Raw genomic sequence first — 21263 nt, 5'->3', positions numbered from 1 at the left:
CGGTGGACATGCCGGGGGCGCTCCGCCGAGGGTGTTCGACATGACCATTCAGCCGGTGGCGGCTTTCGAACCGCCCTATGTCATCGCCGTTTTCAGCAACACCCGCACCGCCGACGACAGCGGATACCCCGAGACGCTCGCGCGGATGAACGAGATCGTCGGGGCGAATCCCGGCTTCCTCGGATACGAGTCCGCGCGTACCCCCGGAGGCCTCGGCATCACCGTCGCCTACTTCCGCGACCACGAGTCCCTCACCGTGTGGCGGGAGGACCTGGAGCACCGGGCGGCCATGAAGCAGGGGCGCGCCGACTGGTACGAGAGCTACACCCTGCACGTCGCGACCGTCGAGCGGAGCCATGGCTTTGTCCGCAACGGCTGAGGCGGTCCGCGCCTTCCGGGAGCGGCTCGGGCTGCCCGGACTGGTCGACGTGCACACGCACTTCATGCCCGGGCGGGTCCTGGACAAGGTGTGGGACTACTTCGACGCGATCGGCCCGCTGACCGGCGTCGAGTGGCCCATCACCTACCGGCACGAGGAGGAGCAGCGGGTCGCGCTCCTGCGGGAGTTCGGGGTCCGGGCCTTCACCGCCATGCTCTACCCGCACAAGCCGGCGATGGCCGCCTGGCTCAACTCCTGGTCCGCCGATTTCGCCGCCCGCACCCCCGACTGCCTGCACACCGCGACCTTCTTCCCGGAGGAGGGCGTGGCCCCGTACGTCCGCCACGCCGTCGACTCCGGAGCCCGGATCTTCAAGGCACACCTCCAGGTCGGCGGCTACGACCCGAACGACGACCGGCTCGACCCCGTCTGGGGGCTGCTCGCCGAGGCCGGCATCCCGATCGTGATCCACTGCGGCTCGGGGCCCGTCCCCGGCAAGCACACCGGACCCGAGCCGGTCGGGCGGCTGCTGGCCCGCCATCCGGGGCTGCGGCTGGTCATCGCCCACATGGGCATGCCCGAGTACGCCGACTTCCTCGATCTCGCCGACCGGTACACCGAGGTCCGCCTGGACACCACCATGGCCTTCACCGACTTCGCCGAGCGGATCAGCGGCTTCCCGCCCGCGGACCTCGGACGGCTCGCGGACCTCGGCGACCGGATCCTGCTCGGTACCGACTTCCCGAACATCCCCTACCCCTACGAACACCAGCTCGCCGCCCTCGAACGGCTCGGCCTCGGCGACGACTGGCTGCGGGCGGTCTGCCACGACAATGGCGCACGGCTGTTCCGCCTCGACGGCTGACGCACGCCCGGGCCGCCCTTTTCCTTTCTCAGGAAATTCACAGGTAGGCACAAGAACGCTCTCAGAGGCACCGGACAGCGTGTCCGGTATGACTGCGACGACCACCTCCCATGCGTCCACGTCCATCCATCACCCCGCGGCCCTGGTGCGGCCCGACGGGGGACCCTGCCGGGTGCTCGTCGTCGACGACGAGGCCTCGCTCTCCGAGCTGCTGTCCATGGCCCTGCGTTACGAGGGCTGCGAGGTCCGCAGCGCCGGCGACGGTGCGGGTGCGGTGCGGGCGGCGCGGGAGTTCCGGCCCGACGTGGTCGTCCTCGACATCATGCTTCCCGACATGGACGGCCTGGCCGTCCTCGGGCGCCTGCGCCGGGAGATCCCCCAGGTCCCCGTGCTGTTCCTGACCGCCAAGGACTCGTTGGAGGACCGCATCGCGGGCCTCACCGCCGGCGGCGACGACTACGTCACCAAGCCCTTCAGCCTGGAGGAGGTCGTCGCCCGGCTGCGCGGACTGGTCCGGCGGTCGGGAGCGGCGCAGGCCGCGCGCGGCGGATCGGTGCTGGCCGTCGGTGATCTGCGGCTGGACGAGGACAGCCACGAGGTGGTGCGGGGCGGCCGGGAGATCCACCTGACCGCCACCGAGTTCGAGCTGCTGCGCTACCTGATGCGCAACCCGCGGCGTGTGCTGAGCAAGGCGCAGATCCTGGACCGGGTGTGGTCCTACGACTTCGGCGGCCAGGCCAATGTGGTCGAGCTCTACATCTCCTACCTGCGAAGGAAGCTGGAGAGCGGCCCCGGTTTCCTCCCGATGATCCACACCCGGCGCGGTGCCGGCTACCTGATCAAGCCGGCCGAGCCGGCCGAGTCGGCCGGGTAGTGGCCCTGCGTACGAAGCGGCGGCCGCGCGGCCGCCGGCCCTGGTCGCTGCGCACCCGTCTCGTCGTCTCGGCGGTGGCGCTGATCGCCGTGGTGGGCGCGGCCATCGGGACGGTCACCACCTTCGCCCTGCGCTCGTACCTGGTCACCGAGCTGGACGAGCAGCTGAAGACCTCCGTGACCATGGCCGTCCGGGCACCCGGCGGGAAGCCGGCCCGGGAGAACAGCGCCGGCTTCGTGATGGCTCCCGGCAGCCCGCTGGACGCCGCCGGGATCCGGCTGGACCCCGACGGGAACGTCCTCGGGACCGCCCGCAATGCCCGGGTCGACGGATGGTCGGCCGACCAGGCTCCGCCGCTGACCGAGGCCCAGGGCAAGGCCCTGGCCCGGGCCGCCCGGCAGGCCGCGCAGGGTACGCCCGGACCGGTGGACACGGATCTTCCGGGACTCGGCAGCTACCGGGTGCGGACCGCCCCCGACGGGAGCCTCGCACTCGGCTTCCCGCTGCGCGATGTCGACTCCACCGTGCGCACGTTGATCGGGGTGGAGCTCTGCGTCACCCTGGCCGGGCTGATCGCGGCCTCGCTCGCCGGACAGGCCCTGGTCGGGGTCGCCCTGCGCCCCCTGCGACGGGTGGCCGCCACCGCCACCCGGGTCTCCGAACTTCCTTTGCACAAGGGCGAGCCCGCCCTGCACGAGCGGGTCCCGGACGCCGAGGCCGACCCCCGCACCGAAGTGGGCCAGGTCGGCGCGGCCCTCAACCGGATGCTGGGCCATGTCTCCTCCGCGCTCACCGCCCGCCAGCAGAGCGAGATGCGGGTCCGGCAGTTCGTCGCCGACGCCAGCCACGAGCTGCGCACCCCGCTGGCCTCCATCCGCGGCTACGCCGAACTGACCCGCCGGGGACGGGAGGAGCCCGGCCCCGACACCCGGCACGCCCTGGGGCGGATCGAGTCCGAGGCGACCCGGATGACCGGGCTGGTCGAGGACCTGCTGCTACTGGCCCGGCTCGACGCGGGCCGCCAGCTCTCCACCGCCGACGCCGACACCGACCTGGCCCCGCTCGTCGTCGACGCCGTCAGCGACGCCCGCGCCGCGGGGCCCGAGCACCACTGGCGCCTGAGCCTGCCCGACGAGCCCGCACCGATCAGGGCCGACCCGGCCCGGATCCAGCAGGTCCTGGTCAACCTGCTCGCCAACGCCCGTACGCACACCCCGCCGGGCACCACCATCACCGCCCATGTTTCACGTGAAACATCCGCAGTCCGGCTGCGGATCGAGGACGACGGGCCCGGAATCGCGCCCGACCTGCTCCCCCGCGTCTTCGAGCGCTTCGCCCGCGGTGACGCCTCCCGCTCACGCGCCGCGGGCTCCACCGGACTCGGGCTGGCCATCGTCCAGGCCGTGGTCACCGCGCACGGCGGGCAGGTCGGCGTACGGAGCGAGCCCGGACGGACCTGCTTCGAGGTGTTGCTGCCGCACGCGCAGCCGGGCCGTGCGGACTCACAGGCGGGGCACAGGCTCAGCACACAGCGGTGACAGGGCGCCCGGCGAGTGTCGGACCATGCGAACCGACACCTCTCCCGGGGCCCTTCCGGCACGGGCGCCCCTCGCGCCCGTGCCCGGCGAGCCCGTCCTCGACGTGGTGATCCCTGTCTACAACGAGGAGAAGGACCTCGGCCCGTGCGTCCGCAGACTGCACGAGCACCTCAGCCGGACCTTCCCCTACCCCTTCCGGATCACGGTCGCCGACAACGCGAGCACCGACCGCACGCCCGAGGTCGCGCAAGGGCTCGCCGCCGCACTGGACGGCGTACGCAGCACCCGGCTGGAGGAGAAGGGCCGGGGCCGGGCCCTGCGCCAGGTGTGGTCCGGTTCTGACGCCCCCGTCCTCGCCTACATGGACGTGGACCTCTCCACCGACCTCAACGCCCTGCTGCCGCTGGTCGCGCCGCTGATCTCCGGCCACTCCGACCTCGCCATCGGCACCCGCCTGGCCCGGTCCTCGCGGGTGGTGCGCGGAGCGAAGCGGGAGTTCATCTCCCGCGCCTACAACCTCCTCCTGCGTTCCTCCCTCGCCGCCCGCTTCAGCGACGCACAGTGCGGATTCAAGGCGATCCGGCGCGAGGTGGCCGAGCGGCTGCTGCCGCTGGTGGAGGACACGGGCTGGTTCTTCGACACCGAACTGCTCGTGCTCGCCGAACGCGCCGGGCTGCGGATCCACGAGGTTCCGGTGGACTGGGTCGACGATCCCGACTCGACCGTCCACATCGTCCGGACCGCCACCGAGGACCTCAAAGGCGTCTGGCGCGTGGGCCGGGCCCTGGCGGTCGGCGCCCTCCCGCTGGACCGGCTCGCCCGTCCCTTCGGCGACGATCCGCGCGACCGCGCCGCGCTGCCCGGGGTGGAGGGCGGACTGGCCCGCCAGCTCCTGGGCTTCTGCGCCGTCGGCGCGCTGTCCACCGTGCTCTACCTGCTGCTGTACTCCGCCTTCCGCACCGGGACCGGCCCGCAGTTCGCCAACGGCGCCGCGCTGCTGCTCTCCGCGATCGCCAACACCGCCGCCAACCGCCGGCTCACCTTCGGGGTGCGCGGCCGGGACCGGGCCGTACGCCACCAGGCCCAGGGCCTCGTGGTGTTCGGCATCGGGCTGGCCCTCACCAGCGGATCCCTCGCCGCGCTCGGAGCGGCCACCGCCGATCCCGCGCACGGCACCGAACTGGCCGTGCTGATCACCGCAAACCTCGCCGCCACCGTGCTGCGCTTCCTGCTCTTCCGCGCCTGGGTCTTCCCCGAGCGGCGCGACACTCCCGTGAACGTGAAGGACGACATCCGATGACCACGGCAGCACCCTCGCTCTTCCCGGTCCCCGAGGCCCGCGCCGGTACCGGCCGCCGCGCGGTCGACCGTCCCCGGTGGGAACTCCCCTCCCTCGCCGGACTGCTGATCGCCACCGCCGCCCTGCTGCTGTGGGACCTGGGCTCCTCCGGCTACGCCAACTCCTTCTACTCCGCCGCCGTACAGGCGGGCAGCGAGAGCTGGAAGGCCTTCTTCTTCGGCTCCTCCGACGCCGGGAACTCCATCACCGTCGACAAGCCCCCGGCGGCCCTGTGGCCGATGATGCTGTCCGTCCGGCTCTTCGGGCTCGGCGCCTGGCAGATCCTCGCCCCGCAGGCGCTGATGGGCGTGGCGACCACCGGTGTGCTCTACGCCGCGGTGCGCCGCCAGTTCGGTCCCGGGGCCGCGCTGCTGAGCGGCGCCGCCTTCGCACTGACGCCCGTCGCCGCGCTGATGTTCCGCTTCAACAACCCCGACGCGCTCCTGACCCTGCTGCTGACCGTCACCGTGTACTGCGTACTGCGCGCCCTCGACGGGGCCCGCACCAAGTGGCTGGTCTGGGCCGGGGTCGCCGTCGGTTTCGCGTTCCTCACCAAGACCCTGCAGGCCTTCGTCATCCTGCCGCCGCTGGCCCTGCTGTACGCCGTCTGCGCGCCCACCCGGCTGCGCAAGCGGCTCGGCCAGCTGCTGCTGGCGGGCCTCGCGATGGTGGTGGCCGGCGGCTGGTGGGTCGCCATCGTCGAGCTGTGGCCCGCCTCCTCCCGCCCGTACATCGGTGGCTCGCAGAACAACTCCTTCCTGGAGCTGACCCTCGGCTACAACGGCCTCGGCCGGATCAACGGCAACGAGACCGGCAGTGTCGGCGGCGGTGGTCGCGGAGGCGCCGGTGGTGGCGGTGGCGGCGGCTGGGGAGAGACCGGCATCGACCGGCTCTTCTCGGGCAACATCGGGGGGCAGATCGCCTGGCTGCTGCCGGCGGCCCTGGTGCTGCTGGTGGCCGGCCTGGTGGTCACCTGGCGGGCCCGCCGGGCCACCGACTCGCTCGACGGCATGGCCCGGGCCGCCTTCCTGGCCTGGGGCGGCTCGCTGCTGATCACCGCGGTCGTCTTCAGCTACATGCAGGGCATCTTCCACGAGTACTACACGGTGGCGCTCGCGCCGTTCGTGGCCGCGCTGATCGGCATGGGCGTCGCCGTGCTGTGGGAGGAGCGGGGCGGCAGGGCGGCATCGGTCACCCTGTCCGGCACGCTCGCCCTGACGGCGGTCTGGTCGTTCGTGCTGCTCGGCCGGGCCACCGGCTACCTGCCGTGGCTGCGCTGGGCGGTCCTGGTGGGCGGGCTGCTCGCAGCGCTCGCGCTGCCGTTCGCCGCGCGGGGCGGGCGCCGGATGCTGCAGGCCGCGGCGGGGCTGGGCCTCGCGGCGGCGCTGGCCGGGCCGTTGGCGTACTGCCTGACCACGGTGAGCACCGGGCACACCGGCTCGATCGTGACGGCCGGCCCGGCGGTGGCGGGCGGCCGGGGCGGACCCGGCGGGATGATGGGCGGCCCCGGTGGACCCGGCGGTGCGGGCGGTCCCGGCGAGATGCTCCAGGGCGGCCAGGGCGGCCAGGGCGGCCAGGGCGGTCCGGGTGGGCAGCGGAATGACGGCCGGCCGGGCGCCGGTCAGCAGGGCGCAGGGCAGGGCCAGGGCGGGACGCCGCAGGGCCAGGGCCAGGGTCAAGGCGGGACGGGTGGACGCGGCGGCGAGCGGTTCGGCGGCGGCCAGGGCGGTCCGGGCGGCCTGCTCAACGGCGCCCGGGTGAGCGCGGAGGCCAAGAAGGCCCTCACCACCGACGCCGGCTCCTACACCTGGGCGGCGGCAGCCATCGGCTCCCAGAACGCGGCGAGCTACCAGCTGGCCTCCGGTGCGCCCGTCATGCCGATCGGTGGCTTCAACGGCAGTGACCCCTCGCCGACCCTGGAGCAGTTCCAGAAGTACGTGCGGGAGGGGAAGATCCACTGGTTCATCGGCCAGGGCACGAGCACCGATGCAGCCGGCACCCCCGAGGGCGGCATGGGCGGTGGCGGCGGCCAGGGCGGGGGTCGCGGCGGCCCGGGCGGGGGAACGAGCTCGGACATCGAGACCTGGATCAAGGCCACCTTCAAGGCGTCCACGGTCGGCGGAGCGACCTTCTACGACCTGACGGCCCCGACGAGCTGATCCGGCCCCACCGCACCCGAACCCGCTCCCTGATCCGGCCCGATCGGCAGGACACCCCCAGGGGATGTCCTGCCGATCACGCCGGGCTCGCGTGCCCTGGTGCCGCGCCTCGCCGCGTTGTCCTCGGTCGTCGATGCTCCGCATCGACTCCCTCGTCCGCCTTGCGATGCACGGCACCAGAACCCGCTCCCTGATCCGGCCCGATCGGCAGGACACCCCCTAGCATCAAGAGGGCGGACCGGGCATTCCGGACTGATCCACCTGTCGTGAGGAGGGTGCCTGCATGGTGACCGCGGCCGATCCCGGCGAGACCCGGACCAGCGTGTGGCTGACCGCCAGGCCTGCCGCACCCGCCAGACGTCGCAGCGAGGCACCCTCCGGGCTGGACCGGGAACGGATCACCGCCGCCACCGTGCGGCTGCTCGACGCCGTAGGGCTGGCCCGGTTCTCGATGCGGCGGCTGGCCGCCGGGCTCGGGGTGACCGCGATGTCCCTGTACTGGTACGTGGACACCAAGCAGGATCTGCTCGAACTCGCCCTCGACAGCGCCCTGGGCGAGCTCCGACTGCCGGCCGCGGCGACGGAGGGCGCACCCGGGGGTGCCGTGGAGGGTGACGAGGCGGGCTGGCCGGGCCGGTTGCAGGCGCTGGCCCGTGGCTACCGGCGGGTGCTGACGGACCACCCGTGGGTGGCTCCGCTCACCGCCGCGTACCCGAACATCGGCCCGCACGCGCGGGCCTTCGACGCCGCCCTCCAGCGGCTGCTGGACGCCACCGGCCTGGTGGACGCCGCACGGACCGGCGCCCACCTGGCCCTCTCGCAGTTCCTGCACGGCTGCGGCGGGACGGTCCGGCGGGCGCCGGAGGGCGACTTCTGCCTCGCGCTCGACGTCCTGATCGCGGGCATCGAGGCCAAGGCACCGGCCGGCCGGGCTCCGGCTAGGCCTTGATGACGGCCTCGGCGGGGGCCGGCTCGTGCGAAGCCGCCGCCGGGGCGTGGGCCGCCGGCTTCGACTGCAGGGCGACCTCCTTGATGAACACCACCAGGACCAGTCCGAGCAGCGCGAACGGGGCGGCGTAGAGGAAGACGTCGCCGACACCGTGCCCGTACGCGGACTCGATGACCTCGCGGATCGGCGCGGGCAGCTTGTCGAGGTCGGGGATCCCGCCCCCGGCGGTGCCGCCGTGGCCGAGGGCCGCGGCCTTCGGGCCGAGCGCGGCGAGGCCTTCCTGGACGTAGTGCGTGACCCGGTTCGCCATGACCGCGCCCAGCGCGGAGACGCCCATGGCGCCGCCGAGGGAACGGAAGAAGGTGACGACCGAGCTGGCCGCGCCCAGGTCCTCGGGGGCCACCTGGTTCTGGGTGGCGAGGACCAGGTTCTGCATCATCATGCCGAGACCGAGGCCGGTCACCGCCATGTAGACCGCGATGTGCCAGTACGGGGTGTCGTACCGCAAGGTGCCGAGCAGACCCAGGCCGGCCGTCAGCAGCACGCCGCCGGAGACGAGCCAGGCCTTCCACCTACCGGTCTTGGTGATCACCTGACCGGAAAGGGTGGAGGAGACGAAGAGGCCGGCGATCATCGGAATCGTGAGGATTCCGGACATCGTCGGGGACTCACCGCGGGCCAACTGGAAGAACTGGCTGAAAAACACGGTGCCCGAGAACATCGCGATGCCCACGAACAGGGAGGCCGCGGAGGCCAGGGTGATGGTCTTGTTGCGGAACAGCCGCAGCGGGATGATCGGGTCGCTCGCGCGGGATTCGACGAGGACGAAGAGCAGGCCGAGCGCGAGCGCGCCGCCCGTCATCGCCCAGGTCTGCCAGGAGATCCACTCGTAGGAGTCGCCGGCCTGCGTGACCCAGATCAGCAGCAGCGAGACCGCGCCGCTGATCAGGAAGGCGCCCAGCCAGTCGACCTTGACGTCGCGGCGCACGACCGGGAGGTGCAGGGTGCGCTGGAGCACGATCAGCGCGATGACCGCGAACGGTACGCCGACGTAGAAGCACCAGCGCCAGCCCAGCCACTCGGTGTCGGTGATGACACCGCCCAGCAGCGGGCCGCCGACGGTGGCGACGGCGAAGACCGCGCCGAGGTAGCCGCTGTACCGGCCGCGCTCGCGCGGGGAGATCATGGCCGCCATCACGATCTGCGCCAGGGCGGAAAGGCCGCCGACGCCGATGCCCTGGACCACACGGCAGGCGATCAGCGTGCCGGTGTTCTGGGACATGCCGGCGACGACGGAGCCGAGGACGTAGATCACCAGGGATATCTGGACCAGCAGCTTCTTGCTGAAGAGGTCGGACAGCTTGCCCCACAGCGGGGTCGCCGCCGTCATCGACAGCAGGGCGGCGGTGACCACCCAGGTGTACGAGGACTGGGTGCCGCCGAGGTCGCTGATGATCTGGGGGAGGGCGTTGGAGACGATCGTGGACGACAGGATCGCCACGAACATGCCGAGCATCAGCCCGGACAGCGCCTTCATGATCTGGGGGTGGGTCATGGTCACCTGTGTGGCCATGGACGTGGGCGGGTGGTTGTCGGTCGTCGTCTCCGACTGGGCCATGTCTTTCCTTCGTCTAGAAGCTCGATCGGAGTCGGGCCAGCAGGGTGTTCAGTACGTCGATGTCCTGGGGCGACCAGTCGCGGAGGGCTCTTTCCAGCGAGGCCGTGTACCGGGCGCCGAGCTCGCCGAGGAGCGCCCGTCCGGTCGGGGTGATCCGCAGGATCCGGCAGCGTCCGTCGCCCGGGTCGGTCTCGCGCTCGATCCAGCCGCGGTCGGCGATGTGCGTGACGTGCCGGCTGGTCACGGAGATGTCGACCGCCATGAACTCGGCCAGCCGGCTCAGCCGCATCTCCCCGTGCCGGTCGAGCACGGTGAGGACGGCGGCGGCGCCGGGCGGGCAGTCCGGGGGCAGGCTGCGGGCGAGCTCGCGCTTGACCGCGCCGATGCCGGTGAGCTGGCGGGCCAGCTCCGCGTAGGGAGTGGCTCGGGTGGTGGGAGTGGCCGAGTCGGCCGGAGTGCACTGAGTCGTCGGCGCGGTCGGCGCGGTCACCGGGTCCCCCATCTCGTTGCTTGAGGCAACCTTAGAAGCGGATGGTTGCTACAGGCAAATGAATCTGGGGGGTGGGGCGGTAAAGGAATCGGAAAACCGGCTAGGGTCCTGCTCCATGGCTGACAACCACAACTCACAGGTCCCCGAGGGCAACTACGACCCCGCGGGCAGCACGCAGATGTTCCGGGCCTTCGTCGAGGAGGCCGCGCCGGCCCGCCAGGCGGGTCCGGGAGCCCGTCAGCAGCGCCGCGCGGAGCAGGGACGGTCCGGGTCGAGCCCGGCCGTGATCGCGGGGCTGGTCCTCGCGCTCGTCCTCGTCATCGGCGTGGCCGCCTGGATGCTGATCTGACAGGGCCCGGACGCAGGCCCGTGCGGAGCCCCGCACGGAGCCCCGCACGGAGGCCCGGGCGGAGCCTCGCACGCGGGCCCGGACAGGGGGCCGGTCGGGGCCCCGGCGGTTCCTGCGCGCCGCCCGGACACCTCAGCTCCAGGTGGCAGTGACCTTCCGGGTGTCCACGTGCATGCCCAGCGGTACCCGCCAGGACTCCACGCACACCGTGTAGGTCTGCGTCCTTGAGGCCCCGCCCGCCAGGGGCGCCGGCAGGGGCTGGGTCGTGGTGATCGTGGCCCAGTCGACGCCGAGCGCGCCGATGATGTGCGTGGCGAAGCTGACCGTGCCCGAACGAGCCGCAGTGGTGCCGGTGTTGGTGAAGGTCACGGTGACCCGCTCGCACCAGCGGTCGGCCGCGGCCGCCCTGACCGGTGTGGACAGCGTCAGGCGCGCCGGCGTGGACGCGGGCGGAGCCGGCGGGGTCGTGCCGGGCCCGCCCGGACCGGTGGGCGGGCTCGTCGGCGTGCCCGGTGAGCCCGGAGCGGTGGGCCCGGTCGGCGTGTCCGGTGTGCCGGGGGCCGGTGGGGTCCGGCCCGGCCCTGCCGGGGTTCCGGGGGTTCCTGCGGAGCCGCCGGGGCCGGTGGTGGTGGCTCCGCCCGGGGTGGAGCCGCCAGGGGGCCCGGATCCCGCGGGACCGGTCGTCGTAGGGGCGGTCTCGGAGGACGCGGTGGATCCGCCCGCCGCGTCAGAGCCGCCGAGCTGCTGGAACTCCACCGGACCCCGCGGCGCCACGTTCTCCCCCGCGCCCCGTTCGGGGCCCGGGGCCGCGGCGCCCACGGCGACGTAGCCGTCCCGTGCTGGGCCGCCGCAGCCGGTGAGGCCGGCGGCGGCCGTGCAGCACAGGGCGAGCAGGGTGGTGGCGACGGCCGCTCGCGATCCCTTTCGCATCCCGCCAGTTTTCCTGACGGATCGTCAATTGAGAAGCGAGAGGCGCCTGATCACTCCCCGATGAGGCCCACGCGCAGTTGCGCGAGGGTGCGGGTCAGCAGCCGGGAGACGTGCATCTGGGAGATGCCGACCTCCTCGCCGATCTGCGACTGCGTCATGTTCGCGAAGAACCGCAGCATGATGATCTGCCGTTCCCTGGGCGGGAGTTTGGCGAGCAGCGGCTTCAGGGACTCGCGGTACTCGACGCCCTCGAGCGCGGTGTCCTCGTACCCGAGGCGGTCCGCGAGCGAGCCCTCGCCGCCCTCGTCCTCGGGGGAGGGCGAGTCGAGCGAGGAGGCCGTGTACGCGTTGCCGACGGCGAGGCCGTCGACGACGTCCTCCTCCGAGACCCCGAGTACGGCGGCCAGCTCCGGGACGGTCGGCGAGCGGTCCAGCTTCTGGGCGAGCTCGTCACTGGCCTTGGTCAGCGCCAGGCGCAGTTCCTGGAGCCGGCGCGGGACGCGGACGGACCAGGAGGTGTCCCTAAAGAATCGTTTGATCTCGCCCACGACGGTCGGCATCGCGAACGTCGGGAACTCGACGCCGCGTTCGCAGTCGAAGCGGTCGATCGCCTTGATCAGGCCGATGGTGCCGACCTGGACGATGTCCTCCATCGGCTCGTTGCGGCTGCGGAACCGAGCGGCCGCGTAGCGCACGAGAGGCAGGTTCAGCTCGATCAGGGTGTCGCGTACGTACGCCCGTTCGGGGCTGTCCGCATCCAGGGCGGCAAGTCGCTGGAAGAGGGAGCGGGAGAGGGTGCGTGTGTCGATGGCTTCCGAGCGGTCGGACGCTACAGGTGCTGTCGGCGCTGGCGCGCTCTTGACGAGCGTGAGCACCTTGGAGCTGCCCTGGTCTACGGACATGCCACCCCCTTGAGGTCGCGGACGGTCGCGTACGGCGCGTCCGTCGGAGGAACGCAGCCTCCACCTGAATACCGGAGGCGGGGCTGCGGCAAACGCGGTTCACGCAGAATGTCACATGTCGGCAACGCGCTGTAGCGCCATGTCGACATATATCTCCAGCGACAGACGAGGTCAGAGGGCGATCAGCCCGATCTGTCGGGAAACGTGTGAATGATCTCCACTCGTTCCGGTTACGCCTCGATCCTGTTTGCGGATCTCAGTCGGGCGAAGCTCCGGGCGAGGAGGCGGGAGACGTGCATCTGGGAGACGCCGAGTTCCACGCTGATCTGGGACTGCGTCAGATTGTTGTAGTACCGCAGGAGCAGGATCCGTTGCTCGCGTTCGGGCAGCTGGACGAGGAGGTGGCGGACGAGGTCGCGGTGCTCGACGCCGGCCAGTTCCGGGTCCTCGTAGCCGAGGCGGTCCAGCAGTCCGGGCATGCCGTCGCCCTCCTGGGCGGCCTCCAGGGAGGTCGCGTGGTAGCTGCGCCCGGCCTCGATGCAGGACAGCACCTCGTCCTCGGAGATGCGCAGCCGTTCGGCGATCTCGGCGGTGGTCGGGGTGCGGCCGTGGAGGGTCGTGAGGTCCTCGGTGGCGGCGTTGACCTGGACCCACAGCTCGTGGAGGCGGCGCGGCACGTGGACGGTGCGGACGTTGTCGCGGAAGTACCGTTTGATCTCGCCCACGACGGTCGGCATCGCGAAGGTCGGGAACTGCACGCCGCGGTCCGGGTCGAACCGGTCGATGGCGTTGATCAGGCCGATGGTGCCGACCTGGACCACGTCCTCCATCGGCTCGTTGCGGCTGCGGAAGCGGGCGGCCGCGTACCGGACGAGCGGGAGGTTGGCCTCGATGAGGGCCCCGCGCACCCGGCTGTGCTCGCTGGTGCCCGGTTCCAGGCCCTTCAGCTGGCCGAAGAGGACCTGGGTGAGGGCCCGGGTGTCCGCGCCCCTGCTCGGGGGTCTCGGCGCGACCGGGGGCTCCTCGGGCGGCTCCTGGAGGGGCTCCTGGCGGTGTTCCCGCTGGGGCTCCGACTGGAGGGGCACCTGGGGGTCCTGCTGGGGTGGCACTTGAGGTGCAGTACTGGCCGGCACGGTCACGCCACCCCTTCAGTCAACTCTCCATCAAAAGCGGTCATAGCATCACAAGAGATGTGCACTGTGTGCAAGCACCGTATATCGCCGTGTTGAGGGCAAGTTGGGCATATCGGGGCATTGTGCCTGGTGGTGGGTATGCAAAAAGCCCCCCACCCGTCGGATGGGGGGCCGGAAGTCCGGGAACCGCTTCAGCGTACGGGTCAGCGCACCAGTTCGGTCATGAACTCGCCGATGCCGGAGGCGGCATCCGATATCCCCTGGAAGCCTATTTCCACGATCTCGGCCGCTCTCTTCGGCTGGGTGATGATCACGAAGAGGACGAACACGGTGAGGGCACCCGTGATGAGCTTCTTGGTGTCCACGTGCGGGCGGCCTCCCCAACCGGTCCTTGCAAGTCGGGTGAGTCTAACCGGTCAGGATTGGGCACTCACCTGTCCTTTAAGGACCAATGGCCCGGTCTTCCGGGCCCTTTGCCGTGGGGCGGGCGGGTGCGGTGGCCGCAGGATTGGTGTGAGCCCACCGGTTCTGGCAGGAAACCGGTGGGTGAGGGACAGGGCCTCTCTGCGGGGTCCGGGCCGCGAGCTTCCCCCTGACCGCGGCCCGGACCGGCGGTCCGTCCTCATCGGGGGAAGCGGCCTTGTCCCCCCGATGCCGCTTCCCCCGTCCCGGCCGTCGAGGGCCCCGACCCCGGTCGGGGCCTTCTTCGCGTTGCCCCGCACCGGCCCGGAGCGCCCGGGCCTGCGGGAGCGCCCGGACCTGCGGGAGCTCGGGAGCTCGGGAGCCTCGAAGGAGAGCCGGGGAGCCGGGGAGCAGCCGGGGAGCAGCCGGAGAGACGGGAAGACGGGAAGACGGGAAGACGGAGCGCTCGGGAGCTGCGCGAGCTACTCGAGGCCGCCGGCCAGGTCCGTGAGCGGCTGTACGGGTGCGATGACCGGGGCCAGGTGGTTGGGCAGCTCCATCAGTGCGTTGAGCTGGTTCGCACCGGCGCTGAGCTGCGACCCGATCTCCTGGACGGATGCGGGCTGGGCCCCGGCCGGCATCCCCGGGGCGGCGGCCGGCAGGTCCGGAAGGGTGAGGGGGGAGATCGGGGCGGCCGAGGCGGCGGGTGCGGCGAGGCCCGCGGCGGCCCCCGCGAGGGCGATGGCGGCGAGCATGCGCTGGGTCTTGGTCATGCCGTGACAACGGCCGAGGGGGCGGGCGGTCACGCGGGGTCCTCCGGAGAGGCGATCGGAATACGCCGAGAGCCCCGACCCTTGCGGGGCGGGGCTCTCGGTCGAAGCGGTAGTGGAGGGATTTGAACCCCCGATGGGTTGCCCCATACTCGCTTTCGAGGCGAGCTCCTTCGGCCACTCGGACACACTACCGAGATGGATCCTAGCCTAAGGACCCCCATCCGCCGAAATCGGTGGGTCCGGTGGCGTCGCAGCGGCCGTACGCAGGCCTTTTTCCGGCCCGCTCCGGCTCAGAGGTGGCGGAAGAAGTCCGTCAGCTGCCGTGCGCAGTCGTCCGCGAGGACGCCGCGGACCACCTCGGGGCGGTGGTTGAGCCTGCGGTCCCGTACGAGGTCCCACAGCGACCCCGCGGCGCCCGCCTTCTCGTCGTCCGCGCCGTAGACGACCCGGGCGACGCGGGACTGCACGAGCGCGCCCGCGCACATCACGCACGGCTCCAGGGTCACCACGAGGGTGCACCCCGGAAGCCGCCACTCCCCGAGCTCGGCGGCCGCCCGGCGCAATGCCAGCACCTCTGCGTGCGCCGTGGGGTCGCCGGTCGCCTCGCGTTCGTTGTACCCGGTGGCGAGGACCTTCCCGTCCGGGCCCAGCACGACGGCGCCGACCGGCACATCGCCGGCCGGCACCGCCCGGGCGGCCTCCTGGAGCGCCAGGCGCATGGAGTCCCGCCACGGGTCCCGTACGGGATCGTCGGTGTTCGCAGGGAGCACTAGCGGACGGCCTCCAGGACCTCGGTGGCGCCGAGGGAATCGGCGATCTCCGAGAGTGCGTCCCCGTCCAGGGTCATCAGTTGTTTGTTGGTCACCCCGAGGTCGTCCAGCAGCAGGGGGTCACCGAGCGGACCGGCCGGTACCGGCTCCGCACCGGTCCCGCCCGTCTCGTCCTCATCGGCGTCCTCGTCCGTGAACGCGGCGACGGCATCCTCCTCGCCGTCCTCGGTGCCGTCCAGGTCCAGTTCGTCGAGTTCGTCGTCCTCCTCGTCGCTGCCCAGCAGCTCTTTGGTCAGCATCGAGCCGTAGGAGCTGCGGGCGGCCGCGGAGGCGTTCGACACGAAGTACCGCGGGTCCTCCTCGCCGTCCACGCGGACGACGCCGAACCAGGCGTCCTCCTGCTCGATGAGGGCGACCACCGTGTCGTCGTCGACAGCGGCGGACCGGGCGAGATCGATCAGATCACTGAGGGACTCGACGTCGTCGAGTTCCATGTCGCTCGCTTCCCACCCGTCTTCGGTGCGCGCGAGCAGTGCGGCGAAATACACCGTGACTCTCCCACTGGTCTTAGACATGCCGGTTGGAGGTCCCCCCGGCCGGAGGTTGGGGCAAAGCGGCCGTGCTGCTCGCCGCCCGTACCCCGCCCAATCGGCATCGTGGCAGAAACAGCGGCTTTGCGAGAGGTCTTCCGCGCTTGCGTCGTGCCGCGCCGTACCCCGGCAGGGGCCGTGCGGGGTTGCGGCGCGGGGGCGGCGGGGCCGTGGCGAGGGCTGTGGGGCGGATGGTGCGGCCCGGACGTGTCGTCGTCGTGTCGCCGTCGTGTCGCGGCGTGCCGGGGCCGGGGGCGACGGGGGCCGGCGGCCGCGCCGCACACGCCTGCCGGGCCGGATCCGGCCCGCGGGGCCGGAATGCTCCGGCTCACCGGGGATTGCCGGACGGCAACCGGGCGATCACCAGCGGAAGGTGCGCATGCGCATCTGCTGGCGCATTCGGGCCGCCCGGGCGCGGCGGGGCTGGACGCGATCGCGCAGCTCGCGCGCCTCCATCAGGTCGCGCAGGAACTGCGCGCGGCGTGCTCGGCGCTGCGCCGCGGTCTCCGGCGCATCGTCGTTCGGCTGCGTGTCGGGCATCGGCCACCACCCTGGGCTGGTCCGGTCGTCCCCCCTGCACCCACCTTCCCCCGGACGGGCCGTTTGATGCCACCCGCCGCAGGTCAGGAGTCGTCCTTGAGGGTCGGGACCACGGCCACCGGACCGTGCGCGTGGTGCAGTACGGCGTGGGCCACCGAGCCGATCGGCAGCGACATCGCGGTGCGCCGGGGATGGTGGCGGCCCACCACGACGAGTGCCGCCGCCCGGGAGGCGGTGACCAGCCGGCCCGCCGGGTCCCCGGGCACGGCGGCCTGCTCGACCGGGACGTCCGGAAACCGCTCGCGCAGCGGTGCCAGCCGCTCCGTCTGGGACCGCAGCATCTCCCGTTCGGCCGGTACGCCGTCCCCTCCGTCGGCCAGTCCTTCCGGCGGGATCACCGCGAAGGGGCTGTCGATCATCAGGGTCGGCGAGGGCGGGATGGCGTACGCGGAGACCACCTGGACGGTGGTCCCCCGCACGGCCGCTTCGGTGAACGCGAAGGCCAGTACGTCGTCGGGGGTCTCGGCGGCGTGCAGCCCGAGCACCACCCGCCCGGCCGACTGCTGCGCGTCGGCGTCGGCCTCGGCGCTGCGCTCCGCGTGCGGGACCACGACCACCGGGCAGGCGGCCGTGCTCGCCACGGCGCGGCTGCTCGAGCCGAGCAGCAGGCTGGCGAAGCCGCCGCGGCCCCGGGAGCCCATCACCAGGACCCGGGCCTGGGACCCGATCACCCGCAGGGCCTCGGGGACGGAGCCCTCCAGGGCCTCGTACGTGACCCCTTCGGGCAGCCGGGAGCCGTCGCCGAGCAGGGCCAGGATCCAGTCGCGGACGGGGTCGGCGAATTCCGCGGGCTGCGAGGAGTCGTGCAGCGATGCCCGGCGCCCGGCATACAACTGGGCGTGGTCGGGCAGTACATGGGCGACCAGCAGCCCGCTGCCGTGCCGGACGGCCTCGGCCCGCGCCCACTCCAGGGCCCTGAGGCTGTGGTCCGATCCGTCGACGGCCGCGATCACCGGTGTGTTGCTCATCTGTCCAGCCTGCTGGGCGTCCGCGCGGGTCGCATCCGCAGGGAAGCGGCGGGCGCGGCCGTCGCTGGGGACGCGAACGGGCCGCGTCAGCGCGTAGCCTTTTGGGTGCAGGTCGCGTCGTGCGACCGTTTTTGCAGGTCGCAGGCTGAGTTTTGGAGGATGTTGTGCGTTTGCAGGTCGTCGATCACCCCTTGGTGGCGCACAAACTCACCACCCTGCGCGACAAGCGCACCGACTCCGCCACCTTCCGGCGGCTCGCCGACGAGCTGGTGACCCTGCTCGCGTACGAGGCCACCCGGGACGTGCGCACGGAGCAGGCCGACATCGAGACCCCGGTCGCCCCGACCACCGGCGTGAAGCTCTCGCACCCGCGCCCGCTGGTCGTCCCGATCCTGCGTGCCGGCCTCGGCATGCTCGACGGCATGGTGCGCCTGCTGCCGACCGCCGAGGTGGGCTTCCTGGGCATGGTCCGCAACGAGGAGACCCTGGAGGCCTCCACGTACGCGACGCGCATGCCGGAGGACCTCTCGGGCCGCCAGGTCTACGTCGTCGACCCGATGCTCGCCACCGGCGGCACGCTGGTCGCGGCGATCCAGGAACTGATCAAGCGCGGCGCCGACGACGTCACGGCCGTGGTGCTGCTGGCCGCGCCCGAGGGCGTCGAGATCATGGAGCGCGAGCTGGCGGGCACGCCGGTGACGGTGGTGACGGCCGCGGTGGACGAGCGGCTCAACGAGCACGGCTACATCGTGCCGGGCCTGGGTGACGCGGGCGACCGGATGTACGGCTCGGCCGAGTAGCAGAGCCCTACGACGGACCGTACGGGCCGTACGAGCCGTACGGCGGACCGTACGGCCGTACGGCGCGTCAGCAGTTCTTGGGCGCGGGCAGGGGGTTGGCCAGGAGGGCCAGCGCCTTGTCCGCGTCCTCCTTCGTACTCAGCTCCTTGAAGGCGTCGCCCAGGATCAGGTCGACGTCCGCGCTCTCGCGGGTGTCGGTCTGCTGGGTGGTGCCGGCGAGCTGGGTGCCCAGGACCGAGAAGACGGCCTTGTCGGTCGTGGGGGAGCCCAGCAGTATCCCCGTGCCGGGGACCTGCTTGTCGAAGGTGGCCGGGGCGTTGCCCACGTTGCCGATCACGAAGCCGCGTTTCGCCAGCTCGTCACCGACGGCCTTGGCCAGACCCGCACGCGGAGTCGCGTTGTAGACGTTGACCGTGATCTCCCCCGGCGGGGGGAGCACGACCGCCGGTTTCGCGGCGGCCGAGGCGGTGGAGGCGGCGGCGGGGCCGCCCTTGGCCGCGGTTCCGGGAGGCGTCGTCGGGCAGTCCTTGGCACCCGCAGCCGTGTTCCGCTTGGGGCTGTCGCCCCGGAACACGTCGATGAGCTGCAGGGCCCCGTAGCCGACCAGGGCCAGCGCCAGGATCGAGCCGAGCACGGCGAGGACGATCCGTGAACGACTCCGCTTACGGCTCATACGGGGATAGGCGGTCCCCGTGACGCGGTACTTTCCGCCCATGCCGGGGGGAGTGAGCATGCTCATGGGCGCAGCGTAGTGCGGCCCGGTGTCGATGCCTACTAAATGATCTGCTGATAGGTCAATGGTGACCCGAAAGGCGCAATCTACGCGAAGCGTCAGTCCATCTCGAGGACGCGCGCGTGGAGCACCTGGCGCTGCTGCAGGGCGGCGCGCACGGCGCGGTGCAGCCCGTCCTCCAAGTAGAGGTCGCCCCGCCACTTCACGACGTGCGCGAACAGGTCGCCGTAGAAGGTGGAGTCCTCGGCGAGCAGCGTTTCGAGGTCCAGCTGGCCCTTGGTCGTCACGAGCTGGTCGAGCCGGACCGGGCGCGGCGCGACGTCCGCCCACTGCCGGGTGGTTTCCCTGCCGTGGTCGGGGTAGGGCCGTCCGCTTCCGATGCGCTTGAAGATCACACGGAAAGCCTACCGGGCCGGTGCGTGCGGGCGCAGCCTCGCGGCGGTGGTGCAAAAGTGGCGAACAGTGCCAATTGGGGAGTGATGCATGAGCGAGAGCACCGACCCCGCCGTTCCGGCGGACCAGAGCGGCCCGGCCGGACAGATCGCCGCCGGGTACGCGTTCACCGGACCCGCGCTCGACCTCGGGGCCCTCCTCTGGGACGGCGCGTGCCTGCCCGACCGTCAGATCCGCATCCCCCTGGCGATGCTGAACCGCCACGGACTGGTCGCCGGAGCCACCGGAACCGGCAAGACCAAGACGCTCCAGCTCATCGCCGAACAGCTGTCGGCGGGCGGGGTCCCCGTCTTCCTCGCCGACATCAAGGGGGACATCTCGGGGATCTCGGCCCCCGGAACGGCCGACGGGAGGATCGACGAACGGGCCCGGGACGTGGCCCAGCCGTGGAAGCCCACCGGATACCCGTGCGAGTTCTACTCGCTGGGCGGGATCGGCCCCGGGATCCCGGTCCGCTCCACGGTCACCAGTTTCGGCCCGGTACTGCTGTCGAAGGTCCTCCAGCTCAACCAGACGCAGGAGCAGTCCCTCGGCCTGATCTTCCACTACGCCGACACCAAGGGCCTGGAGCTGATCGACCTCAAGGACCTGCGCGCGGTCGTCGCCTTCCTCGTCTCCGACCGGGGCAAGCCCGAACTGAAGGGGATCGGCGGGCTGTCCACCGTGACCGCCGGGGTGATCCTGCGGGCGCTGACCGCCTTCGAGCAGCAGGGCGCTTCGGAGTTCTTCGGCGAGCCCGAGTTCGACACCGGTGAGTTCCTGCGTACGGCCGCGGACGGGCGCGGGCTGGTCTCCGTACTGGAACTCCCGGCGGCCTCGGACAAGCCGCAGCTCTTTTCCACCTTCCTGATGTGGCTGCTGGCCGACCTCTACAACGACCTGCCGGAGGTCGGCGACCTGGAGAAGCCCAAGCTCGTCTTCTTCTTCGACGAGGCGCACCTGCTCTTCAAGGACGCCTCGAAGGCCTTCCTCGCGGCCATCACCCAGACGGTCCGGCTCATCCGCTCCAAGGGCGTCGGCGTCTTCTTCGTCACCCAGACCCCCAAGGACGTGCCGGCGGACGTGCTCGCCCAGCTCGGCAACCGGGTGCAGCACGCGCTGCGCGCCTTCACTCCCGACGACGCCAAGGCGCTGAAGGCGACCGTGAAGACCTTCCCCAACTCCGCGTACGACCTGGAGGAGCTGCTCACGCAGTTGGGGACCGGCGAGGCGGTCATCACCGTGCTGAGCGAGAAGGGCGCCCCGACCCCGGTCGCGGCGACCCGGCTGCGCGCCCCGCAGTCGCTGATGGGGCCGATCGAGGCGGCGGACCTGGAGCGGGCCGTGAAGTCCTCGCTGCTCTGGTCGCGCTACGCGGAGCCGGTCGACCGCGAGTCGGCGTACGAGAGGATCAGCGCCGAACAGGCCGCCGCGGAGGCGCAGGCGGAGGCCGCCGCGGCTGCTGCCGAGGCCGAGAAGCAGGCCGCGGCGGCGGAGAAGGAAGCCGCGCGCACCGCGCGCAGTGCCCCGAAGCCGGATCCCTCGCTGGCCGAGCAGGTGGTGGGGAGCGGACTGTTCCGCTCCCTGGCCCGCTCGATCGGCACTCAACTCGGGAGGGAGATCTCCCGCTCGATCTTCGGTACGGCGCGCAAGCGGCGGTGACGCGGTGA

General features: G+C 72.0%; 23 protein-coding genes and 1 tRNA gene. 10 read left to right on the top strand and 14 right to left on the bottom strand.

Translation table 11 applies throughout. The annotated features are described in order from the left end of the window. The first annotated feature begins 40 nt into the window (after positions 1-40). The 7 genes from OG444_RS18975 to OG444_RS18945 all read left to right on the top strand — a co-directional run bounded on the left by OG444_RS18975 (position 41) and on the right by OG444_RS18945 (position 8103). A complete protein-coding gene (locus OG444_RS18975; RefSeq protein ID WP_327263283.1) occupies positions 41-379 on the top strand; it encodes an antibiotic biosynthesis monooxygenase family protein in 339 nt (112 codons plus the stop codon). After that, positions 357-1244, top strand: a complete 888-nt coding sequence (locus OG444_RS18970) for an amidohydrolase family protein (RefSeq protein WP_442810566.1) — start codon at positions 357-359, stop codon at positions 1242-1244. The genes OG444_RS18975 and OG444_RS18970 overlap by 23 nt, the downstream gene beginning before the upstream one ends. Before the next feature lie 88 nt (positions 1245-1332). Further along, the gene (locus OG444_RS18965) at positions 1333-2118 is read left to right on the top strand and encodes a response regulator transcription factor (protein ID WP_327263281.1); all 786 of its coding nucleotides are present in this window, start codon (positions 1333-1335) and stop codon (positions 2116-2118) included. Positions 2119-2123: 5 nt separating this feature from the next. Next, positions 2124-3656 (top strand): sensor histidine kinase, encoded by a 1533-nt coding sequence (locus OG444_RS18960; protein ID WP_442810763.1) that lies wholly within the window; start codon positions 2124-2126, stop codon positions 3654-3656. A gap of 25 nt (positions 3657-3681) precedes the next feature. Next, entirely contained in the window at positions 3682-4956 is a 1275-nt protein-coding gene (locus OG444_RS18955) for a bifunctional glycosyltransferase family 2/GtrA family protein (protein ID WP_327263279.1), read from the top strand. After that, positions 4953-7154, top strand: a complete 2202-nt coding sequence (locus OG444_RS18950) for an ArnT family glycosyltransferase (protein WP_327263278.1) — start codon at positions 4953-4955, stop codon at positions 7152-7154. The genes OG444_RS18955 and OG444_RS18950 overlap by 4 nt, the downstream gene beginning before the upstream one ends. Before the next feature lie 283 nt (positions 7155-7437). After that, entirely contained in the window at positions 7438-8103 is a 666-nt protein-coding gene (locus OG444_RS18945) for a TetR/AcrR family transcriptional regulator (RefSeq protein WP_327263277.1), read from the top strand. On the opposite strand, the gene OG444_RS18940 is transcribed toward OG444_RS18945, so the two are convergent. After that, on the bottom strand, positions 8093-9676 hold the full coding sequence (locus OG444_RS18940; protein ID WP_327266852.1) for an MDR family MFS transporter: 1584 nt from the start codon (positions 9674-9676) through the stop codon (positions 8093-8095). The two genes, OG444_RS18945 and OG444_RS18940, sit on opposite strands and share 11 nt — an antisense overlap. 58 nt (positions 9677-9734) lie before the next feature. After that, positions 9735-10127 carry a MarR family winged helix-turn-helix transcriptional regulator gene (locus OG444_RS18935; protein WP_327266851.1) on the bottom strand — a complete coding sequence of 131 codons (393 nt, stop codon included), beginning with the start codon at positions 10125-10127 and terminating at the stop codon, positions 9735-9737. Between the two features lie 199 nt (positions 10128-10326). Here OG444_RS18935 and OG444_RS18930 point away from each other — a divergent pair, with 199 nt between their 5' ends. Further along, a complete protein-coding gene (locus OG444_RS18930; protein WP_327263276.1) occupies positions 10327-10560 on the top strand; it encodes a hypothetical protein in 234 nt (77 codons plus the stop codon). Positions 10561-10692: 132 nt separating this feature from the next. On the opposite strand, the gene OG444_RS18925 is transcribed toward OG444_RS18930, so the two are convergent. The 10 genes from OG444_RS18925 to OG444_RS18880 form a co-directional block, all read right to left on the bottom strand. After that, on the bottom strand, positions 10693-11490 hold the full coding sequence (locus OG444_RS18925) for a hypothetical protein (protein WP_327263275.1): 798 nt from the start codon (positions 11488-11490) through the stop codon (positions 10693-10695). 50 nt (positions 11491-11540) lie between these two features. After that, positions 11541-12392: an RNA polymerase sigma factor SigF gene (locus tag OG444_RS18920; protein WP_030768885.1), complete on the bottom strand. Its 852-nt coding sequence runs from the start codon at positions 12390-12392 to the stop codon at positions 11541-11543. Between the two features lie 230 nt (positions 12393-12622). Continuing rightward, the gene (locus OG444_RS18915; RefSeq protein ID WP_327263274.1) at positions 12623-13477 is read right to left on the bottom strand and encodes an RNA polymerase sigma factor SigF; all 855 of its coding nucleotides are present in this window, start codon (positions 13475-13477) and stop codon (positions 12623-12625) included. Between the two features lie 251 nt (positions 13478-13728). Beyond that, positions 13729-13890, bottom strand: a complete 162-nt coding sequence (locus OG444_RS18910; protein ID WP_184791566.1) for a hypothetical protein — start codon at positions 13888-13890, stop codon at positions 13729-13731. A 519-nt stretch (positions 13891-14409) separates the two neighbouring features. Further along, on the bottom strand, positions 14410-14733 hold the full coding sequence (locus tag OG444_RS18905; RefSeq protein WP_327263273.1) for a hypothetical protein: 324 nt from the start codon (positions 14731-14733) through the stop codon (positions 14410-14412). Between the two features lie 74 nt (positions 14734-14807). Next, positions 14808-14892: transfer RNA gene (locus OG444_RS18900), tRNA-Ser, on the bottom strand. Positions 14893-14990: 98 nt separating this feature from the next. After that, on the bottom strand, positions 14991-15419 hold the full coding sequence (gene tadA, locus OG444_RS18895) for a tRNA adenosine(34) deaminase TadA (protein ID WP_327266850.1): 429 nt from the start codon (positions 15417-15419) through the stop codon (positions 14991-14993). Positions 15420-15469: 50 nt separating this feature from the next. Further along, a complete protein-coding gene (locus OG444_RS18890; protein WP_327266849.1) occupies positions 15470-16018 on the bottom strand; it encodes a tRNA adenosine deaminase-associated protein in 549 nt (182 codons plus the stop codon). Positions 16019-16420: 402 nt separating this feature from the next. Further along, positions 16421-16600, bottom strand: a complete 180-nt coding sequence (locus tag OG444_RS18885; RefSeq protein ID WP_327263272.1) for a hypothetical protein — start codon at positions 16598-16600, stop codon at positions 16421-16423. Positions 16601-16683: 83 nt separating this feature from the next. Further along, entirely contained in the window at positions 16684-17628 is a 945-nt protein-coding gene (locus OG444_RS18880; protein WP_327263271.1) for a universal stress protein, read from the bottom strand. A 164-nt stretch (positions 17629-17792) separates the two neighbouring features. Between OG444_RS18880 and upp the strand changes: the two genes are divergently transcribed. Further along, complete coding sequence (gene upp, locus OG444_RS18875; protein ID WP_030010426.1) at positions 17793-18428, top strand: uracil phosphoribosyltransferase; 636 nt, start codon at positions 17793-17795, stop codon at positions 18426-18428. 67 nt (positions 18429-18495) lie between these two features. Here upp and OG444_RS18870 read toward each other — a convergent pair whose 3' ends face one another. Next, on the bottom strand, positions 18496-19167 hold the full coding sequence (locus OG444_RS18870) for a LytR C-terminal domain-containing protein (RefSeq protein ID WP_327263270.1): 672 nt from the start codon (positions 19165-19167) through the stop codon (positions 18496-18498). 92 nt (positions 19168-19259) lie between these two features. Continuing rightward, a complete protein-coding gene (locus OG444_RS18865) occupies positions 19260-19556 on the bottom strand; it encodes a type II toxin-antitoxin system VapB family antitoxin (RefSeq protein WP_030010424.1) in 297 nt (98 codons plus the stop codon). Between the two features lie 88 nt (positions 19557-19644). Between OG444_RS18865 and OG444_RS18860 the strand changes: the two genes are divergently transcribed. Continuing rightward, positions 19645-21255 carry a helicase HerA-like domain-containing protein gene (locus OG444_RS18860; RefSeq protein WP_327263269.1) on the top strand — a complete coding sequence of 537 codons (1611 nt, stop codon included), beginning with the start codon at positions 19645-19647 and terminating at the stop codon, positions 21253-21255. The last annotated feature ends 8 nt before the right edge of the window (positions 21256-21263 follow it).

The organism is Streptomyces sp. NBC_01232, assembly GCF_035989885.1.
GTDB lineage: Bacteria > Actinomycetota > Actinomycetes > Streptomycetales > Streptomycetaceae > Streptomyces.
The sequence above is the reverse complement of the archived record's forward strand: the minus strand, read 5'-3'. Positions and strand labels throughout refer to the sequence as shown.

What these genes read in the sequence shown, in the direction of transcription:
- OG444_RS18860 (WP_327263269.1), top strand. Translation starts at nt 19,645, where the DNA reads ATGAGCGAGAGCACCGACCCCGCCGTTCCGGCGGACCAGAGCGGCCCG.
- OG444_RS18870 (WP_327263270.1), bottom strand. Translation starts at nt 19,167, where the DNA reads ATGAGCATGCTCACTCCCCCCGGCATGGGCGGAAAGTACCGCGTCACG.
- OG444_RS18880 (WP_327263271.1), bottom strand. Translation starts at nt 17,628, where the DNA reads ATGAGCAACACACCGGTGATCGCGGCCGTCGACGGATCGGACCACAGC.
- OG444_RS18940 (WP_327266852.1), bottom strand. Translation starts at nt 9,676, where the DNA reads ATGGCCACACAGGTGACCATGACCCACCCCCAGATCATGAAGGCGCTG.
- OG444_RS18925 (WP_327263275.1), bottom strand. Translation starts at nt 11,490, where the DNA reads ATGCGAAAGGGATCGCGAGCGGCCGTCGCCACCACCCTGCTCGCCCTG.
- OG444_RS18955 (WP_327263279.1), top strand. Translation starts at nt 3,682, where the DNA reads ATGCGAACCGACACCTCTCCCGGGGCCCTTCCGGCACGGGCGCCCCTC.
- OG444_RS18950 (WP_327263278.1), top strand. Translation starts at nt 4,953, where the DNA reads ATGACCACGGCAGCACCCTCGCTCTTCCCGGTCCCCGAGGCCCGCGCC.
- OG444_RS18965 (WP_327263281.1), top strand. Translation starts at nt 1,333, where the DNA reads ATGACTGCGACGACCACCTCCCATGCGTCCACGTCCATCCATCACCCC.
- OG444_RS18885 (WP_327263272.1), bottom strand. Translation starts at nt 16,600, where the DNA reads ATGCCCGACACGCAGCCGAACGACGATGCGCCGGAGACCGCGGCGCAG.
- OG444_RS18920 (WP_030768885.1), bottom strand. Translation starts at nt 12,392, where the DNA reads ATGTCCGTAGACCAGGGCAGCTCCAAGGTGCTCACGCTCGTCAAGAGC.
- OG444_RS18970 (WP_442810566.1), top strand. Translation starts at nt 357, where the DNA reads ATGGCTTTGTCCGCAACGGCTGAGGCGGTCCGCGCCTTCCGGGAGCGG.
- OG444_RS18975 (WP_327263283.1), top strand. Translation starts at nt 41, where the DNA reads ATGACCATTCAGCCGGTGGCGGCTTTCGAACCGCCCTATGTCATCGCC.
- OG444_RS18945 (WP_327263277.1), top strand. Translation starts at nt 7,438, where the DNA reads ATGGTGACCGCGGCCGATCCCGGCGAGACCCGGACCAGCGTGTGGCTG.
- tadA (WP_327266850.1), bottom strand. Translation starts at nt 15,419, where the DNA reads ATGCGCCTGGCGCTCCAGGAGGCCGCCCGGGCGGTGCCGGCCGGCGAT.
- OG444_RS18930 (WP_327263276.1), top strand. Translation starts at nt 10,327, where the DNA reads ATGGCTGACAACCACAACTCACAGGTCCCCGAGGGCAACTACGACCCC.